The organism is Hamadaea sp., from assembly GCF_013362815.1.
Lineage (GTDB): Bacteria > Actinomycetota > Actinomycetes > Mycobacteriales > Micromonosporaceae > Hamadaea.
In genome coordinates, this window is sequence record NZ_JABFVK010000037.1 from 1 (window position 1) to 14,733 (window position 14,733).

15 protein-coding genes are annotated in these 14,733 nt (G+C 69.0%); 12 read left to right on the forward strand and 3 right to left on the reverse strand.

Annotated features, from left to right (window positions below; genetic code table 11):
* The first annotated feature begins 142 nt into the window (after positions 1–142).
* Positions 143–634 (forward strand): GNAT family N-acetyltransferase, encoded by a 492-nt coding sequence (locus HOV77_RS18470; protein WP_290863659.1) that lies wholly within the window; start codon positions 143–145, stop codon positions 632–634.
* Between the two features lie 6 nt (positions 635–640).
* On the opposite strand, the gene HOV77_RS18475 is transcribed toward HOV77_RS18470, so the two are convergent.
* Positions 641–1,084, reverse strand: coding sequence for a VOC family protein (locus HOV77_RS18475; RefSeq protein ID WP_290863660.1), 444 nt, complete (start codon positions 1,082–1,084; stop codon positions 641–643).
* A 58-nt stretch (positions 1,085–1,142) separates the two neighbouring features.
* Between HOV77_RS18475 and HOV77_RS18480 the strand changes: the two genes are divergently transcribed.
* Genes HOV77_RS18480 through HOV77_RS18500 form a run of 5 tightly spaced genes read left to right on the forward strand, consistent with a single transcriptional unit; the run spans position 1,143 to position 3,410 of the window.
* The gene (locus HOV77_RS18480) at positions 1,143–1,703 is read left to right on the forward strand and encodes an alpha/beta hydrolase (protein ID WP_290863661.1); all 561 of its coding nucleotides are present in this window, start codon (positions 1,143–1,145) and stop codon (positions 1,701–1,703) included.
* Positions 1,704–1,746: 43 nt separating this feature from the next.
* Complete coding sequence (locus HOV77_RS18485; protein ID WP_290863662.1) at positions 1,747–2,277, forward strand: YcxB family protein; 531 nt, start codon at positions 1,747–1,749, stop codon at positions 2,275–2,277.
* 34 nt (positions 2,278–2,311) lie between these two features.
* A complete protein-coding gene (gene rpmG / locus HOV77_RS18490; RefSeq protein ID WP_253750676.1) occupies positions 2,312–2,473 on the forward strand; it encodes a 50S ribosomal protein L33 in 162 nt (53 codons plus the stop codon).
* 23 nt (positions 2,474–2,496) lie between these two features.
* The gene (locus HOV77_RS18495; protein ID WP_290863663.1) at positions 2,497–3,000 is read left to right on the forward strand and encodes a GNAT family N-acetyltransferase; all 504 of its coding nucleotides are present in this window, start codon (positions 2,497–2,499) and stop codon (positions 2,998–3,000) included.
* Complete coding sequence (locus tag HOV77_RS18500; RefSeq protein WP_290863664.1) at positions 2,997–3,410, forward strand: DUF2809 domain-containing protein; 414 nt, start codon at positions 2,997–2,999, stop codon at positions 3,408–3,410. The genes HOV77_RS18495 and HOV77_RS18500 overlap by 4 nt, the downstream gene beginning before the upstream one ends.
* On the opposite strand, the gene HOV77_RS18505 is transcribed toward HOV77_RS18500, so the two are convergent.
* Entirely contained in the window at positions 3,349–4,359 is a 1,011-nt protein-coding gene (locus tag HOV77_RS18505) for a hydroxyacid dehydrogenase (protein ID WP_290863665.1), read from the reverse strand. The genes HOV77_RS18500 and HOV77_RS18505 overlap by 62 nt on opposite strands.
* Positions 4,360–4,532: 173 nt before the next feature.
* Between HOV77_RS18505 and HOV77_RS18510 the strand changes: the two genes are divergently transcribed.
* The 4 genes from HOV77_RS18510 to HOV77_RS18525 all read left to right on the forward strand — a co-directional run bounded on the left by HOV77_RS18510 (position 4,533) and on the right by HOV77_RS18525 (position 9,404).
* Positions 4,533–5,525 (forward strand): ABC transporter permease subunit, encoded by a 993-nt coding sequence (locus tag HOV77_RS18510; RefSeq protein ID WP_290863666.1) that lies wholly within the window; start codon positions 4,533–4,535, stop codon positions 5,523–5,525.
* Positions 5,522–6,430 (forward strand): carbohydrate ABC transporter permease, encoded by a 909-nt coding sequence (locus HOV77_RS18515; RefSeq protein WP_290863667.1) that lies wholly within the window; start codon positions 5,522–5,524, stop codon positions 6,428–6,430. The genes HOV77_RS18510 and HOV77_RS18515 overlap by 4 nt, the downstream gene beginning before the upstream one ends.
* Positions 6,431–6,479: 49 nt before the next feature.
* On the forward strand, positions 6,480–8,147 hold the full coding sequence (locus HOV77_RS18520; protein WP_290863668.1) for an extracellular solute-binding protein: 1,668 nt from the start codon (positions 6,480–6,482) through the stop codon (positions 8,145–8,147).
* A gap of 66 nt (positions 8,148–8,213) precedes the next feature.
* Positions 8,214–9,404: an alpha-L-fucosidase gene (locus tag HOV77_RS18525; RefSeq protein WP_290863669.1), complete on the forward strand. Its 1,191-nt coding sequence runs from the start codon at positions 8,214–8,216 to the stop codon at positions 9,402–9,404.
* A gap of 49 nt (positions 9,405–9,453) precedes the next feature.
* On the opposite strand, the gene HOV77_RS18530 is transcribed toward HOV77_RS18525, so the two are convergent.
* The gene (locus HOV77_RS18530; protein WP_290863670.1) at positions 9,454–10,500 is read right to left on the reverse strand and encodes a LacI family DNA-binding transcriptional regulator; all 1,047 of its coding nucleotides are present in this window, start codon (positions 10,498–10,500) and stop codon (positions 9,454–9,456) included.
* Positions 10,501–10,596: 96 nt separating this feature from the next.
* Here HOV77_RS18530 and HOV77_RS18535 point away from each other — a divergent pair, with 96 nt between their 5' ends.
* Together HOV77_RS18535 and HOV77_RS18540 are read left to right on the forward strand one after the other, a co-directional pair.
* Entirely contained in the window at positions 10,597–12,369 is a 1,773-nt protein-coding gene (locus tag HOV77_RS18535) for a DUF2264 domain-containing protein (protein WP_290863671.1), read from the forward strand.
* A gap of 274 nt (positions 12,370–12,643) precedes the next feature.
* Entirely contained in the window at positions 12,644–14,620 is a 1,977-nt protein-coding gene (locus HOV77_RS18540; protein WP_290863672.1) for a carbohydrate binding domain-containing protein, read from the forward strand.
* Positions 14,621–14,733 lie beyond the last annotated feature (113 nt).

Below are 14,733 nucleotides of genomic sequence, written 5' to 3' on the forward strand. Positions count from 1 at the left end.
CGCGGCGCACCGCCCCGCGGCGCACAGCCCGCGCCGCGCCGGGTTAGCCGCGCTGGTGGTACGCCACGCACCTCACGGCGGCGGGGAAAGGTGCGTGGCGTACCACCGGTGCGGAAGGAGCCGCCGGGGCTATCGTTCGGGCGTGGACGTCGTCGTGATTCCCCGGAACGAAGAGCACGTGGCAGCCTGCGTCGAGGCGCTCCGGGAGGTCCACGAGGCGGACGCGTACCCGATCCGGTGGCCCGCCGATCCGGTCGCCTGGCTCAGCCCGGCCGATGCACTGGAGATCCGGGTCGCAGTCCATAATGGACGCGTAGTCGGCCACGCCGTCCTACGCGGGACCAACCCACCCGCGGCGGTACAAGCCCAGATGAAGGGCGAGCCGGCGATGCTGAGCCGCCTGTTCACCACCCCGTCCGTACGCGGAACGGGCGTAGCGCGGCGGCTGGTCGACGAGGTCACAGCGTGGTCCGCTGAGCGTGCGTACCACTTGTTTCTCGACGTCGCGGACAACGCGCCGGGCGCACGGCGTTTCTACGAGCGGCTCGGCTGGCAGCACGTGCTCACGGAGCGCGCCGACTGGCTGGACGCGGACGGCCGGCCGGCGTTGGTCCACTACTACGTCGCGGGCTGAACGGAGTCAGGCGACGCAGAACTCGTTGCCTTCCGGGTCGGCCATCGTGACTCCATAGTGGCCCACGGTGTCTCCGTCGTGTCGATAAAGGACAGTCGCGCCGAGGTCGACGAGCTGCGCCACCTTGGCGTCCACGCGGGGACGACGCTCCGTCACGGGCACCGAACGGCCGCCGCCGACCATCACGTCGAGATGCAGGCGGTTCTTGATGGTCTTCTTCTCGGGGACGATCTGGAACCAGATCGACGGCCCGTTTCCGGCCGGGTCTTCGATCCGATCGACGCAGGGGCCGTCGCCCAGCTCCTCGGCCGGCACTCCGACGCTCAGGTAGTAGTCCCGCCAGGTGGCGTGCCCAGGTGGCGGGTCCTGCGGGCGGTAGTCCAAGGCGGCCGCCCAGAACGGCACCAGGTTGTCCGGTTCGGCACAGTCGATGGTGAGCTGAAATCCCATGACCAAGATCCTGCCAAGGGGGACCGACAATTCTCCCGCAACGGCGTACGTTGGCGCGATGGATCGAATCGCTGTTGTGTTTCCCGGCGGACAATTCGGCCCGTACACGGCGTTGCTGACCTTCGCGGCGGAGGCCGCCGAGCTGCGCGGTGCACGGATCCTTCCGCATATGTGGACCCGGCCTGACGAGCCGCCGACGCTGGCCCTCGACGAGCGGATGGCCTGGGTGACCGGCGAGGCGAATCCCGTGCTCGACCGGATCGCCACTGAGTCGCCCGGCGCAACGCCGCTGGTCATCGCCAAGTCGCTCGGGACCTGCGTCATCAGGGAGGCCGCCGAACGAGGGCTGCCCGGAGTCTGGCTGACGCCCTTGTTCAATCAACCCGAGGTCGTCGCCGAGTTCCGCCGGGCCAAGGCACCGATGTTGCTGATCGGTGGCACCGCCGACCACAGCTGGAACGGTGAGCTCGCGCGCGAGCTGAGCCCGCATGTGCTCGAGATCCCCGACGCCGATCACGGCCTGTTCGTGCCGGGTCGGTTGGCGGCGTCGGCCGAGGTGCTGGGACGGGTCGCCACTGCGGTGGAGGACTTCCTCGACACCGTGATCTGGCCGTCCTAGCCGCATGATCGGGGAACGTGACACGACCAGTACGCTCAGCCCCGTGACCCCGACCGAGACACGCATCCGCGTGGAGTTCACCGTGCCGCCGAACCGCGCCGAGCAGCGGCGTGCGTACAAAATCGTCCATCGTGTTTTGTTCCGGATCTTCTTCTGGTTCGCGATCGGTCTGGCGGCCCTGGCTTTCGCGGATGTCGTGCTCGCTGTCACGTTGCTGCACCGGATTCCGATCGTCGACCTGGCGCTCTTGCTCGTGCTGGCACTCTGGGCCGTGACGTTTCCGCGGCGCTGCGGATCGCGGAGGCTGCGGGCCGCGCCGCGCTATTTCGCCAACCCCGTGACCTTCGAGATCAGCGAGGTCGAGGCGGGCGAGACGTCCGCGGTCGGCCATCTCTCGGTCCGGTGGGCGGCCGTCACGTCCGTCGTGGAGACGTCCGAATTCTGGGTCTTGTACGCCGACCGCACTGCCCGTCTTGTGTTACCCCGTCGGCACCTCACCGCCACCGACGAGGCGACCGTGCGGGAGTTCATGGTCGGGCGCGGGCTGGTGCCGGAACAAACCTCCGAGGCGTGACGTTGTCAGGGGTCGAACGAGCTAGGAGAGTGACATGGCAGTCGACACCCGCCCGATCGTGAAGCTGCGCTCCACGGCCGGAACCGGATATACGTACGTCACGCGGAAGAACCGCCGCAACGACCCCGATCGCCTGGTCGTCCGCAAGTACGACCCGATCGCCAAGCAGCACGTCGAGTTCCGCGAGGAGCGCTGAACCCGTCCGGCTAGGCTGGCCGGATGATCGAGATCAAGACCGGCCGTCTGCTGCTGCGCAGCTGGCGTGACGCCGACCTCGACCCGTGGGCCGAGATGAACGCAGACCCCGAGGTCCGCGCGCATCTCGGCCCTTTGCTGTCGCGGGAGCAGGCCGCGGCCTCGATTCGCTACTTCCAGGAGGGCATCGACCGCGACGGGTTCGGCTTCTGGGCCGTGGAGGTCCTGGAGACCGGCGAGTTCGTCGGGATGTGTGGTCTGGACGCGGTCGACGAAGAGGCGCCGGTCGACGGGGTCGAGATCGGCTGGCGGCTCGCCCGCTCGGCCTGGGGTCACGGGTACGCCACCGAGGCCGCACGGGCGGTGCTGGACTACGGCTTCGACCGGCTCGGCCTTGCCGAAATCCTGTCGATCACCGCCGTCGGCAATGTGCGTTCGCAGGCCGTCATGCGGCGGCTGGGCATGTCTGCGTACACGGAGTTCGACGACGACGGCGTCCGGCAGGTCGTGTTCCGGAAGTCCCCGTGACGCGTACGCGGGCGGCCGTCGCCGGCGTCGTGGTGTTGCTGCTTGGGCTCGGCGTACGCGCCTTCACCGCCGGTGCGTTCGCCAAGTACGCCGGAGTGGCGCTGTACGCGGTCCTCGTCTACTTCCTCGTGTTGGTCGTCGCCCCTCGGGTACGCCCACTGACGGCCGCCGTCGTCGCGCTCGGCTTCTGCTGGGCGGTCGAGTTCTTCCAGCTCACGCCGATCCCGGCCGAGCTGTCGGACCGGAGCACGGTCGCGCGGCTGGTGCTGGGCAGCACCTTCAACGCCCCTGACCTCCTCTGGTACGCCGTCGGCATCGGGCTCGCCGCCCTCCTCCACCGGAGCGTGGTCAGGCGAGGCGGGGGAGGTCTTCGAGGCGTACCTCGCCAAGGAGGGGCTGCCCGCTCGTGAACCGCTCGACCTCGGCCGTCGCGTACGCGCCGAAGCGGCGTACCTCGCTGCCCTGAACTCCGCCGAGATGCGGCGTGATCAGCACGTTCGGCAGCTCGAACAGCGGATGGCCGGCCGGAAGCGGTTCGGGGTCGGTGACGTCGAGGATGGCGTCGAGCCGGCCCGCGCGGCATTCGGCTAGCAGTGCCCCGGTGTCGATGAGCGCGCCCCGGGCGGTGTTGACCACCAATGCGCCGTCCCGCAGGAGTTTCAGCCGGTCGGCGTTGATCAGATGACGCGTCTCCGGCAGCGCCGGGGCGTGGATCGTCAGCACGTCGCTGCGGCGGCACATGTCGTCGAGGTCGGTGAGCTGCGCGCCCAGTTCGGCGGCGTCGGCCTTGTCGAGGTACGGATCGGAGACCAGCACCGCGTGCCCGGCGGTCACGAGCCGCCGGATGACGCGGCGGCCGATGCGGGACGCCCCGACGACGCCGACCGTACGCCCGTCGGCCCCGACGCGCTCACCGAACGCGGGCACTCCGCCGCCCGCGGCGTACCGGCGGGCCAGCGGGATCACCCGCTTGAGGCCGAGCGCGATCGCGGCAGCGGTGAAGTCGGCGACCGGATCGGCGTTGGCGTCGGCGGCCGACGAGACGAGGATGCCGCGCCGCCACACTTCTTCGGTGACGTGGTGCCGGATCGACCCGGCCGCGTGGACGACCGCCCGCAGCCGGGGCAGCCGGTCGAGGGACTGCTCGTCCAGCCGGAACGCGTCCCAGGACGTGATCAGCACCGTCACCTCGCCGAGCCGGTCGTCGTCCGGGCCGAGCACCGCCGGGCCGTCGCCGGGTTCAGCCGCAGACACCAGGTCCAGCCGGTCGGCCAGCCGCGTGAGCAGGTCGGGGGTGAACGCCGCCGGGAGCACGTCGGGGCGCATCGAGAAGGCGCCGACCGGGCGGGGGAGAGTCATCGTGAGCTGCTCCTTGCGCATTCGACAGAAACCGCTTTCTGTACGAGCGGCACTGTAATGGCCGTGGTCACACCAGGTCAATGGCGGCTAAGCGCGAACCGAAGATGCGATCTCTTGACGTCGGGCTAGTAACCGGTTTATGTTCTCGGTCACTTGCCGAGGAGGGAGGGGCCATGACGGCCAGCACGATCGCCCGGAATACCGCGGCGGCCGGTGGTGACGGCGCAGGTAAGAAGCCGCCACGGGTGCCGCGCGATCGTACGTCACTATGGCGCAAACTGGTACGTGACCGGTTACTGTGGCTGTGCCTCCTGCCCGGTCTGGCGTACTTCCTGATCTTCCACCTGGGCGCCGCGTTCGGGATGGTCATCGCCTTCACCGACTACTGGCCGGGCATCTCGGTCGCCCAGTCGAACCTCGTCGGCGTCGAGACCTTCCAGAAGATGTTCGGCGACCCCGACTTCTGGCACGCGGTCGTGAACACCGTGGAGATCTCGCTGCTTCAGCTGGTCTTCTACTTCCCGGTGCCGCTGGGCCTGGCGCTGCTGCTGCACAGCCTGACGAGCACCACCATCAAGCGACTTGTGCAGAACGTGGTCTACCTGCCGCACTTCATCTCGTGGGTCATCGTCGTGGCGCTGTTCCAGCAGATCCTGGGCGGCGCGGGCGTGGTCAACGGGTTCCTCGCCGACCACGGTCTGCACACGGTCGACATCATCGGCAATCCCGACGCCTTCAAGCCATTGCTCATCGCCCAGGTCATCTGGAAGGACTCGGGCTGGGGCACGATTATCTTCCTGGCGGCGCTGGCCCAGGTCGACGACACCCTCTACGAGGCGTCCGCGATGGACGGGGCCGGACCCTGGCGGCGCTTCTGGCATGTGACGCTGCCCGGCATCCGGTCGGTCATCGTGCTGCTGCTCGTCCTGCGGCTCGGCGAGGTGCTCTCCGTCGGGTTCGAACAGCTCCTTCTGCAACGGGACGCGGTCGGGCCAGGTGCCGGCGAGATCATCGACACCTACGTCTTCTACAAGAGCCTCGGCGGCGGAGGCGACTTCCCGCTGGCCGCCGCGGCCGGCATCTTCAAGGGCGTCATCGGCGCGATCCTCGTGTACGCCGCCAACAAGGTCGCCCACCGCCTCGGCGAGCAGGGGGTCTACCGATGAGCAGCGCTGCGCTGGGCAAGCGGGCGGGCCGGCCCGCCTGGCAGGAGCCGGCCAAGCCGGTGACGAAGGCGGCCAAGGGCGTCGCCCTGGCGTTCATCTGCCTGCTCGTCCTGGTGCCCTTCCTCGTGGTCATCTCGACCAGCCTGGCCAGCCCGGACGAGGTCGTCGCCAACGGCGGCTGGGTGCTGTGGCCGGAGCATCCGACGCTGGACGCGTACCGGGACATCTTCCGGGGCGGTCAGGTCACCAAGGCCATCGGCGTCAGCATCGGCGTGACTCTGGTGGGCACCCTCGCCAGTCTCGTCGCCACCACCCTGCTGGCGTACGCGTTGAGCCGCCCGCAGCTGGTCGGCGGGCGGAAGATCCTGCTCGGCATCCTGTTCACCTTCCTCTTCCCGCCCGGCATGATCCCGGCGTACCTCGTGGTGAAGCAGCTCGGCCTGCTGGACAACTACGCGGCCCTGATCGCGCCCGTGATGATCAATGTGTTCAACCTGGTGATCGTCCGGGGCTTCATCCAGGGCCTGCCGGAAGAGCTGTTCGAGGCCGCCCGGCTCGACGGCGCCGGCGAATGGCAGGTGCTCTGGCGCGTCGTGCTGCCGCTGTCCAAGGCAGTGCTGGCCGTCATCGGCCTGTTCTACGCGGTGAGCTACTGGAACGCCTGGTTCCACGCCTCGATCTATATGTCGGACTCGAAGTTCCCGATCCAGCAGGTGCTGCGGATGTACGTGATCCAGGGCGCTCAGCTGGCCGACCCGTCGGCCGCCGACGCGGCCGCCGTCTCCGCACCCCAGACGGTCCGGATGGCCGTCGTGATCATCGCGGTCATCCCGATCATCCTCGTCTACCCGTTAGTGCAGCGCTTCTTCGTCCGCGGCGTGCTGACCGGGGCCATCAAGAGCTGATCCTCCTCCCCACCCGCTCATTCTCACTGTCGAGAAAGGATCCACCTTCATGTCTTCAGAGCTCTCCCGCCGCTCTGTGTTCCGGGCGATCGGCCTGGGCGCCACGGCCGTCGCGGTGCCCTCGCTGATCAGCGCCTGCGGTGACGGCAGTGGCGGTGGCGGCGTCGGCAACGCCGGCACCGAGCAGGCGGCGTGGCCGACCTATACGGCCGCCAAGGTGCCCGCGCCCGATCTGCCGGGCGACGGCAACGACGTGCAGAACGGCTACACGAAGTACCCGTCCCAGGTCGGCACGGCGACCAACGGCAAGCCCGGCGACGGCAGCGTGGTGAAGGCGGTCGTCATCACCTACGGCACCCCGCCCGGTCCCAAGGAGACCAACAAGTTCCTGCAGGCGGTCAACGAGGCGCTCGGCATCGACCTGCAGCTGACCGTCGTCCCGGACGCCGACTACCAGGCGAAGATGGCGACTCTGATGGCCGGGGACGACCTGCCCGACATCATGAACATCGGCGGCGGCTACATCCTGCCACGCGAGGCGGACTTCGTCGCCAGCAAGTGCGCCGACCTGTCGGAGTATCTGTCCGGTGACGCCGTCAAGGCGTACCCGAACCTGGCGAACATCCCCACCCGGGCCTGGAAGGACATGGGCCGGGTCAAGGGCCGGATCATGGGCGTACCGGTCGAGCGGCCCGCGCCGGGCAACATCTTCTTCGCCAACCGGGAGATGTGGAAGGGCGTCGGCGTCGACGACAAGGCGTTCAGCGCCGGCGGCTGGACCAGCACCGACCTGCTGACCGCCGCCAAGGCGCTCACCAAGGACAAGAAGTACGCCCTCGGCGCGAGCAAGAGCGGCAACTTCGGCCTGGGCGTGCACGCTCCCGCCTGGGGCGCGCCGAACCTGTGGAAGAACGACGGCGGCACCTTCTCGTCGTACTTCACGACGCCGGAGTTCAAGCAGGCCGTGGCGTTCATGCGGGACCTGTTCGCGGCGGGCGTGTACTACCCGGACGCGCTGACCGTGTCGCAGGTGGACGCGAAGACCCACTTCGCCGGGCAGATCACCGGCAGCCTCACCGACGGCTTCGGTGCGTACTCGCAGATGGTCACCTCGGCCAAGGGCGCTTACACCGTCGCCCCGGCACTCCCGTACGCCGGTGGCAGCGCGGGCGGCAAGATCTTCGCCGCCCGGAGCGTCTTCGGGTACACCGTGCTGAAGAAGGCCGCCCCCGAGCGCATCAAGCTCCTCCTGCGGGTGCTCGACTTCCTCGCCGCCCCGTTCGGCACCAAGGAGTACGAGCTGGTCCACTACGGCGTCGAGGGCACGCACTTCACCCGGGACGCCGCGGGCAACCCGGTGCAGACCGACCTCTGGAAGGGCGGGGAGAACAAGACCAACCTGCCCATCACCTACCTCTGCGACGCGCCGCAGGTGCTCTTCTACCCCGGGGTCTCGCCCGAGGCGATCGCCCTGATGCACTCATTCGAGCAGAAGACCGCCCCGAACCTGGTGCGGAACCCGGCGTACGGCCTGGTCTCGGACACCGCCAGCAAGAGCGAGGCGGCGATCCGCAAGACGATCACCGACGTGCTGAATTCGGTGGTCATGGGCCGGGCGTCGCTCGACGACTGGGATGCGGCCGTCAAGCGGTACAAGGCCGACGGCGGCGACAAGATCGGCGAGGAGTACGGCAAGGAATACGCGGCCTCGAAGTAAATAAGGACGCGGTAATCGGGCGGCGCTGGAACATTCCAGCGCCGCCCTCATCGTGAGGAGGATCGGATGCGGCCGACTCCGCAGCAGCTCGCCTGGCAAGAGGCGGGATTCGGGCTGTTCTTCCACTTCGGGATCAACACTTTTCACGGGGTGGAATGGGGCGACGGAACCGCCGATCCGGCGACCTTCGCGCCGGACGATCTCGACGTTGGACAGTGGATCGCCGTGGCCAAGCAGGCGGGCGCGCGGTACGTGGTGCTCACCGCCAAACATCACGACGGCTTCTGCCTCTGGCCGACCGCCACCACGGCGTACTCGGTGAAGAACGCGACCTGGCGCGACGGCCGGGGTGACGTGGTCGCGGAGCTGGCCGACGCGTGCCGGAACGCGGGCCTGGGGTTGGGGCTCTACCTGTCGCCGTGGGACCGCAATGCGGCGTGCTACAGCGACCCGAGCGCCTATGACGACTTCTATGTAGCGCAACTGACCGAGCTGTGCACGAATTACGGGCCGCTGTTCGAGATCTGGTTCGACGGCGCGGGATCCGAGGGCCGCAGTTACGACTGGACGCGGATCATGGCCGTGATCCGCGAGCACCAGCCCGACGCGATGGTCTTCAACCTGGGCGAGCCGACCATCCGCTGGGTCGGCAATGAGGACGGCCTCGCCACCGAGCCCGTCCGCTATTCGGTGTCCACAACCGACGTCTCAATGTTCACCACTGCGGTGTCCACGTTGGATGGCGAACGCTATCTGCCGCCGGAATGCGACGTCCCGATCCGCGCCGACTGGTTCTGGCAGCCGTCATCGCGACTCAAGACGCGCGACGAGCTGCTGGAGATCTTCTACCGGTCGATGGGTCTCGGTGCCGGGCTGCTGCTCAACCTCGCGCCGATGCCGACCGGCCGGCTCGATCCGGCCGACGTCGAGCGGCTGCTCGAGGTCACCGGCGAGCTGCGGCGCCGCTTCGCCCGCCCGGTCCCCGCCACGCTGTCCGCGATTCCCGGCGGCGTCCGAGCGACGTTCTCCGGGCCCGTGCGCCTCGACCACCTCGAACTGCGCGAGGAGCTGCAAGCCGGTCAATTCATCGACGGGTACGCCGTGGTGGCGGACGGGATCGAGATCGCCCGTGGCTCATCGGTCGGGATTCGCCGGTGGCATGCCGTTTCGCCGGTCGTCGCCACCTCGCTGGACATCCTGGTCGCCTCGGGCTCCCTCGCGGCGGTCACCGCTTTCCAAGCTGCAGATCACGGATAACCATGCTTACCGGGCCGGTTTTGGCCTGCGTAACCGTGATCCGCAGGGATCAGGCGAGGGGGGCGGTGGCGACCGAGTCGCGGACGACGATGTGCGTACCGAGCATGACGTGCTGGCGGCCGGAACCGTTGCTCTGCAACGCCATCTTGACCGCCGTGCGGCCGAGTTCCTCGTGCGGCAGGTGCACGGTCGTCAGCGGCGGGTTGAGGTCGCCGGCCAGCGGGACGTCGTCGAAGCCGATGATGCTGACGTCCTCCGGTACGCGCTTGCCGCGGTCGCGCAGGGCGGCGATCGCCCCGGCGGCTGTGTTGTCGTTGCCCGCGAAGACGCCGGTGAACTCGATACCCCGGTCGAGCAGCTCGGCGGTCCGTTCGTAGCCGCCGTCGCGGCCCATGTCGCCGTGGCTGATCAACGCGGGGTCGACCGGGATCTTGTACGCCGTCAGCGCGTTGCGGTAACCCACCACGCGCTGGTCGCTGGTGGTGAAGCCGTCCGGCCCGGCGAGCATGACGATGCGCCGGTGACCGGCCGAGAGCAGGTGCGACGTTGCGGCGTACGCCCCGCCGACGTTGTCGTACTCGACGCTGATCGCGGGGATGTCCGGGCCCAGCGACGGACGGGCGCAGGTCACCAGCTTCGATCCCGCGTCGGCCAGGCCGATCGCGTACCGCTTCATCCGCTCGCGGTACTCCTCGTTCTCCACGACGCCACCGACGAGGATGACTGCGTCGGCGTGCTGCTCCCGCATCAGCTTGATGATCTCCAGCTCGCGGTCGGCGTCGCCGTGCGTCGTGCAGACCAGGCACAGCCGCCCGTGCTCGGCCGCCTCCGCTTCCACGCCGGCCGCGATGTGCGCGTAGAACGGCGTGACCGTCTCCTTCATCAGGATCGCCACGACCTTGGAGGTTGCGCCGGACAGCGCGCGCGCGTGCGCGTTGACCACGTAGTCGAGGTCGCGGACGGCCCGCTGGATGCGGGCGCGGGTCGCGGTGGAGACGGGGTAGTCGCCGGAGAGCGCCCGGGAGACCGTCGCGACCGAGACGCCGGCCGCGCGGGCCACGTCGCGGATGGTGGGGCGCTTGGACGGCTGGCTCACGGGTCTCCGATCTGGTCCGCCGGGGGCGGCGCGCTTGCGATCTTGGATTGGGAAAACTGTTGTGGAAGCGGTTACTGCGATCGTATTCTGCCAGCCATGCCCTCGTTGCACCAGATCCACGGCGCTGTTTCTGCCCATCGAGAAGGCTGGTTGTCGGCCCTGCTCGCGGTCGTCTCACCCGCCACGCGTACCGCCGCGCTCGGCCCCGACCGGCAACCGGTCCACGCCACCAACCACGACTCCGGCGCGACCTGGTTCGAGCTGGTCGCGCGCCCGCTCTGGGGACTCGCGGCGGCGGCCGCCGGCGGTCTTCGGGCCGACGCCCAATGGCACGAGCTGCGCGGCTCGCTGACCGCCGCCGTCGACCCCGCTCATCCCTGGTACATCGGCCCGCCGCCGGACCTGGATCAGCGCATCGTCGAGTCCGCCGCGGTCGGGTACGCCCTCGCCGTCGCACCCCACGAACTGTGGGACCCGCTGACCGGACCGCAACGGGATCATCTCCGGGACTGGCTGTCGGCGGCGGCGAACGCGACCCCGGTCGACAACAACTGGCACTTCTTCCCGGTGCTGGCCGCCACCGGGTTGCGGTCGGTCGGCGTACAAGTGGATGAAGCGCGAGTGACCGCGCACCTGGACCGGCTGGAGGAGTTCGCGCTCACCGAGGGCTGGTACGCCGACGGGCCGGGACTGCCCGGACGGACCGCGCCCCGGGACTACTACGTGCCGTTCGGCTTCCACTTCTACGGCTTGCTGCTGGCCTCCCTGGGGGCGGTCGACCCGGCGCGGGCCGAGCGGTTCCGCTCGCGGGCGGTCGAATTCGCGCAGCAGTTCCAGCACTGGTTCGCCGACGACGGCGCGGCGTTGCCGTTCGGACGCAGCCTCGGCTACCGCTTCGCGCAGGGGTCGTTCTGGTCGGTGCTGGCCGCCGCCGACGTGCCCGCGCTGCCGTGGGATCGCGTACGCGGACTGGCCGGGCGCCACCTCGACTGGTGGTGGCAGCAGCCGGCCGCCGCCGAGGACGGCGGACTGACCGTCGGGTACGCCTACCCCAACACCGGCGTCGTCGAGCAGTACCTCGCCGGGGGATCGCCGTACTGGGGCACCAAGTTCTTCTCCGCTCTCGCGGCCGCGGCCGACCATCCCTTCTGGACTGCTGAACCTGCGGCCCCTGCGCGCGCCTCGGTTTCGGTGCAGGCTGCGCCGACCATGGTGCTGGCTGCGCCGACCATGGTGCTGGCGAAGGACGCCGCTGGGGATGTCGTCGCACTCAACGGCCAGCACGCGCCGCTGTGGAACGCGCGTGGGGGAGCGGCCAAGTACGCGAAGTTCGCGTACTCGACGCTGGCGGGCACCAGCGTTCCGACGGGAGGCGCCGACCTGGAGAACTCCGCGTTCGACTCGGCGCTCGGGTTGTCCGACGACGGTGTGCATTGGCGTACGCGGTCCACCGGGGAGTCCTCACTGGACGGTGCCACCATCGTGATCCGGTGGGAACCGTACGCCGACGTGACGGTCGAGTCCCGGCTGTGGTTCGACGAGGGTGTCCAGATCCGGGAACACCGCATCGTCACCGGCCGGCCGCTGTACGTCGCCGAGGGCGGGTTCTGCGTACCGGTCTCGTCGGCTCCTTCGTCCTCGGCCTCGTCCGGAGCCTTGGCTGGGGCCGGGTCCGCGGCTGCCTCCGGCGGCGGGATCGACAGCTCGATCTCGTCGGACGATCCCGGCCGGGTGGGGGAGATCGTGCACCCGATGCCCGGGTCGCACCTCTACTTCCCGCGTACGGCGTTGCCGACGCTGCGGTCGGAGCTCGCTCCGGGTACGCACGTGCTGCGCTGCCGGGTGCGGGTGTCTCGCGTTTCGTCCTGAGTTCCCTGCGCGGTGGGGTGCCCCGCTCGCGTTATCCGGGGTAACGCTGCTATTTCGGCGCGGATAGCCGCGTTATCCCGGGATATCGCGCGGCAGCGGTGCGCCGATCGCACGCGGCCGCGGTGCCGCTCGCGCGCGGCTGCGGTGCCGATCCCGGTGCCGATCGCGCGCGGTGCCTCAAACACACAGCGGCCGCCCCGCATAGTTTCCGGTAACGAAGGAAACGGTTGTTACCGTATTGACCGAGCACGCCGCGGCGTGAGAAATATCTCTCATGAAACCGATTACCGTCCCCCTGTATCTCGGTGTCATCACCCTCCTCACCACGGCGGCCACGATGTCGGCGGTGACCGTCGCAGCAGTCCCGGCCCAGGCAGCGGCCGCGGCGTATCACGTGAACTGCGCGGCGAGCGCCCCCGGCGACGGCTCGGCGGCCAGCCCGTGGAACACGGTGGCCGCCGCGAATGCGCACGCGTACAGCCCAGGCGATCGGATCTACTTCGCCCGGGGAACCACTTGCGTCGGCCAGTTCAAGCCGACGGGCTCCGGCACGGCGGGCGCGCCGATCGTCGCGGCGGCGGAGGGGACCGGCGCCCGGCCGGTCATCGCCGGACAAGGCACGGTGTACGCCGCGGTGCATCTCTACAACGTGGAGTACTGGGAGGTCCACGACCTCGAGGTGACCAACGACAACGCGACGGCGGCCGAGCGTAACGGCCTGCTCGTCGAGCTGGAGAACTTCGGCGTCGGCCACCATTATCTGATCGACGACGTGTACGTGCATCACGTCGCGGGCGACCAGGCGGCCGCCAAGCGCTCCAACGGCATCCAGTTGCGTGTGACCGGTACGGCGACGCCGACGCGGTTCGACGACGCAGTGGTGCAGAACTCCGAGGTCAACCACGTCGACCGGGAAGGACTGACCACGGCGTCGGAGCAGAACTGCCGCACGATCTACGGCTGCACCGGTACGCAGAACTGGCTCGCCAGCACCGGGGTGGTGTTCCGCAACAATGTCGTGCATGACACCGGCGGCGACGGCATCGTGATGCGCGTCGCGGACCACGCGGTGGTCGAGGGCAACGAGGTGTACGACATCGCGCTGCGCAACACCGGGAACAACGCCGGACTGTGGACGATCAACTCCGACTACACGCTGATCCAGCACAACGAGGTCTACCGGGTGAACCGGTACGCCGGGACCAACGACGGGATGGCGTTCGACTCCGACTTCGGCAACCGGGGAGTCGTCTTCCAGTACAACTTCAGCCACGACAACGAGGGCGGCTTCATGCTGTTCTGCGGGGCCTGCGGCGGCAGCGCGAACACGGCCGGGACGATCGTGCGGCACAACATCTCCGTCAACGACGGCTCCCGTCTCCTGTACGCGGTCGGCGAGCAGGCGGCGCAGATCTACAACAACACCTTCTACCTGCCGTCGGGCTCGACGACGAGCGTCATCGAGGACACCAGCGGCACGACGACGGTGCGCTGGCAGAACAACGTCTTCTACAACCTCGGCAGTGGTGCGTACGCCGGCTCCGGGTATGTCGCGGCCGACCACACCTGGCGGGCCAACGTCTTCTACGGCAGTCATCCGGCGAGTGAGCCGGCCGACCCGTACAAGTCGACGGCGAATCCGTTGCTGGCGAACCCGGGTGGTTCGACTCCGGCGGACTACCAGCTGACCGCTGGTTCTCCGGCGTTGCGGTTCGGTCAGGTCACCACCGGCGCGGGCGGGCAGGACTACTTCGGGAACTCCGCGCCGCTGGCGTGCCGTCCGGACGCCGGAGCGCATCAGCGGTCCACCTTCACCGACTCCGGTTGCCTCGGCACGACGAAGACGGCCAACGGCGGGTTCGAGACCGGGACGTTGTCGGGCTGGCCCACTGCGACGTCCGGGCGTACTTGGGCGGATTCGTCGAGCGTCCACTCCGGGGCGTACGCCGGAAAGCTAGGTCCCTACGCCGCCTCGCTGGAGCAGACGGTGACGCTGTCGCCGAACACCACCTATGTCCTGTCCGGCTGGGGCCGGGTGGACAAGGCCGACACGCAGCTCGTCGTGGGCGTGAAGAACTACGGAGGTGCCGAGATTCGCGTGCCGGCGTTCGCCACAGGTGAATGGCGGGCCGGTTCGGTCACCTTCACCACCGGGACGTCGAACACCTCCGCCGTCGTCTTCTGTTACGCCCGCAGCGGCACCGGCTACGGCTGGTGCGACGACGTACGCGTGATCGCCCAGCCGAGCTGACCGGCGGCAATCGGGGGCAAACCGCCCGGACCGGCACGCCCCGGAGTGGGACTGCGATGATCCACTCCGGGGCGGATATAGTGGCTCGGCGGCGGACGGGCTAGGGGGGCGAG

Excerpts from the sequence above, each read along its gene's own strand:
- HOV77_RS18475 (WP_290863660.1), bottom strand. The coding sequence starts at position 1,084 with ATGGGATTTCAGCTCACCATCGACTGTGCCGAACCGGACAACCTGGTG.
- HOV77_RS18480 (WP_290863661.1), top strand. The coding sequence starts at position 1,143 with ATGGATCGAATCGCTGTTGTGTTTCCCGGCGGACAATTCGGCCCGTAC.
- rpmG (WP_253750676.1), top strand. The coding sequence starts at position 2,312 with ATGGCAGTCGACACCCGCCCGATCGTGAAGCTGCGCTCCACGGCCGGA.
- HOV77_RS18495 (WP_290863663.1), top strand. The coding sequence starts at position 2,497 with ATGATCGAGATCAAGACCGGCCGTCTGCTGCTGCGCAGCTGGCGTGAC.
- HOV77_RS18505 (WP_290863665.1), bottom strand. The coding sequence starts at position 4,359 with ATGACTCTCCCCCGCCCGGTCGGCGCCTTCTCGATGCGCCCCGACGTG.
- HOV77_RS18510 (WP_290863666.1), top strand. The coding sequence starts at position 4,533 with ATGACGGCCAGCACGATCGCCCGGAATACCGCGGCGGCCGGTGGTGAC.
- HOV77_RS18515 (WP_290863667.1), top strand. The coding sequence starts at position 5,522 with ATGAGCAGCGCTGCGCTGGGCAAGCGGGCGGGCCGGCCCGCCTGGCAG.
- HOV77_RS18520 (WP_290863668.1), top strand. The coding sequence starts at position 6,480 with ATGTCTTCAGAGCTCTCCCGCCGCTCTGTGTTCCGGGCGATCGGCCTG.
- HOV77_RS18525 (WP_290863669.1), top strand. The coding sequence starts at position 8,214 with ATGCGGCCGACTCCGCAGCAGCTCGCCTGGCAAGAGGCGGGATTCGGG.
- HOV77_RS18535 (WP_290863671.1), top strand. The coding sequence starts at position 10,597 with ATGCCCTCGTTGCACCAGATCCACGGCGCTGTTTCTGCCCATCGAGAA.
- HOV77_RS18540 (WP_290863672.1), top strand. The coding sequence starts at position 12,644 with ATGAAACCGATTACCGTCCCCCTGTATCTCGGTGTCATCACCCTCCTC.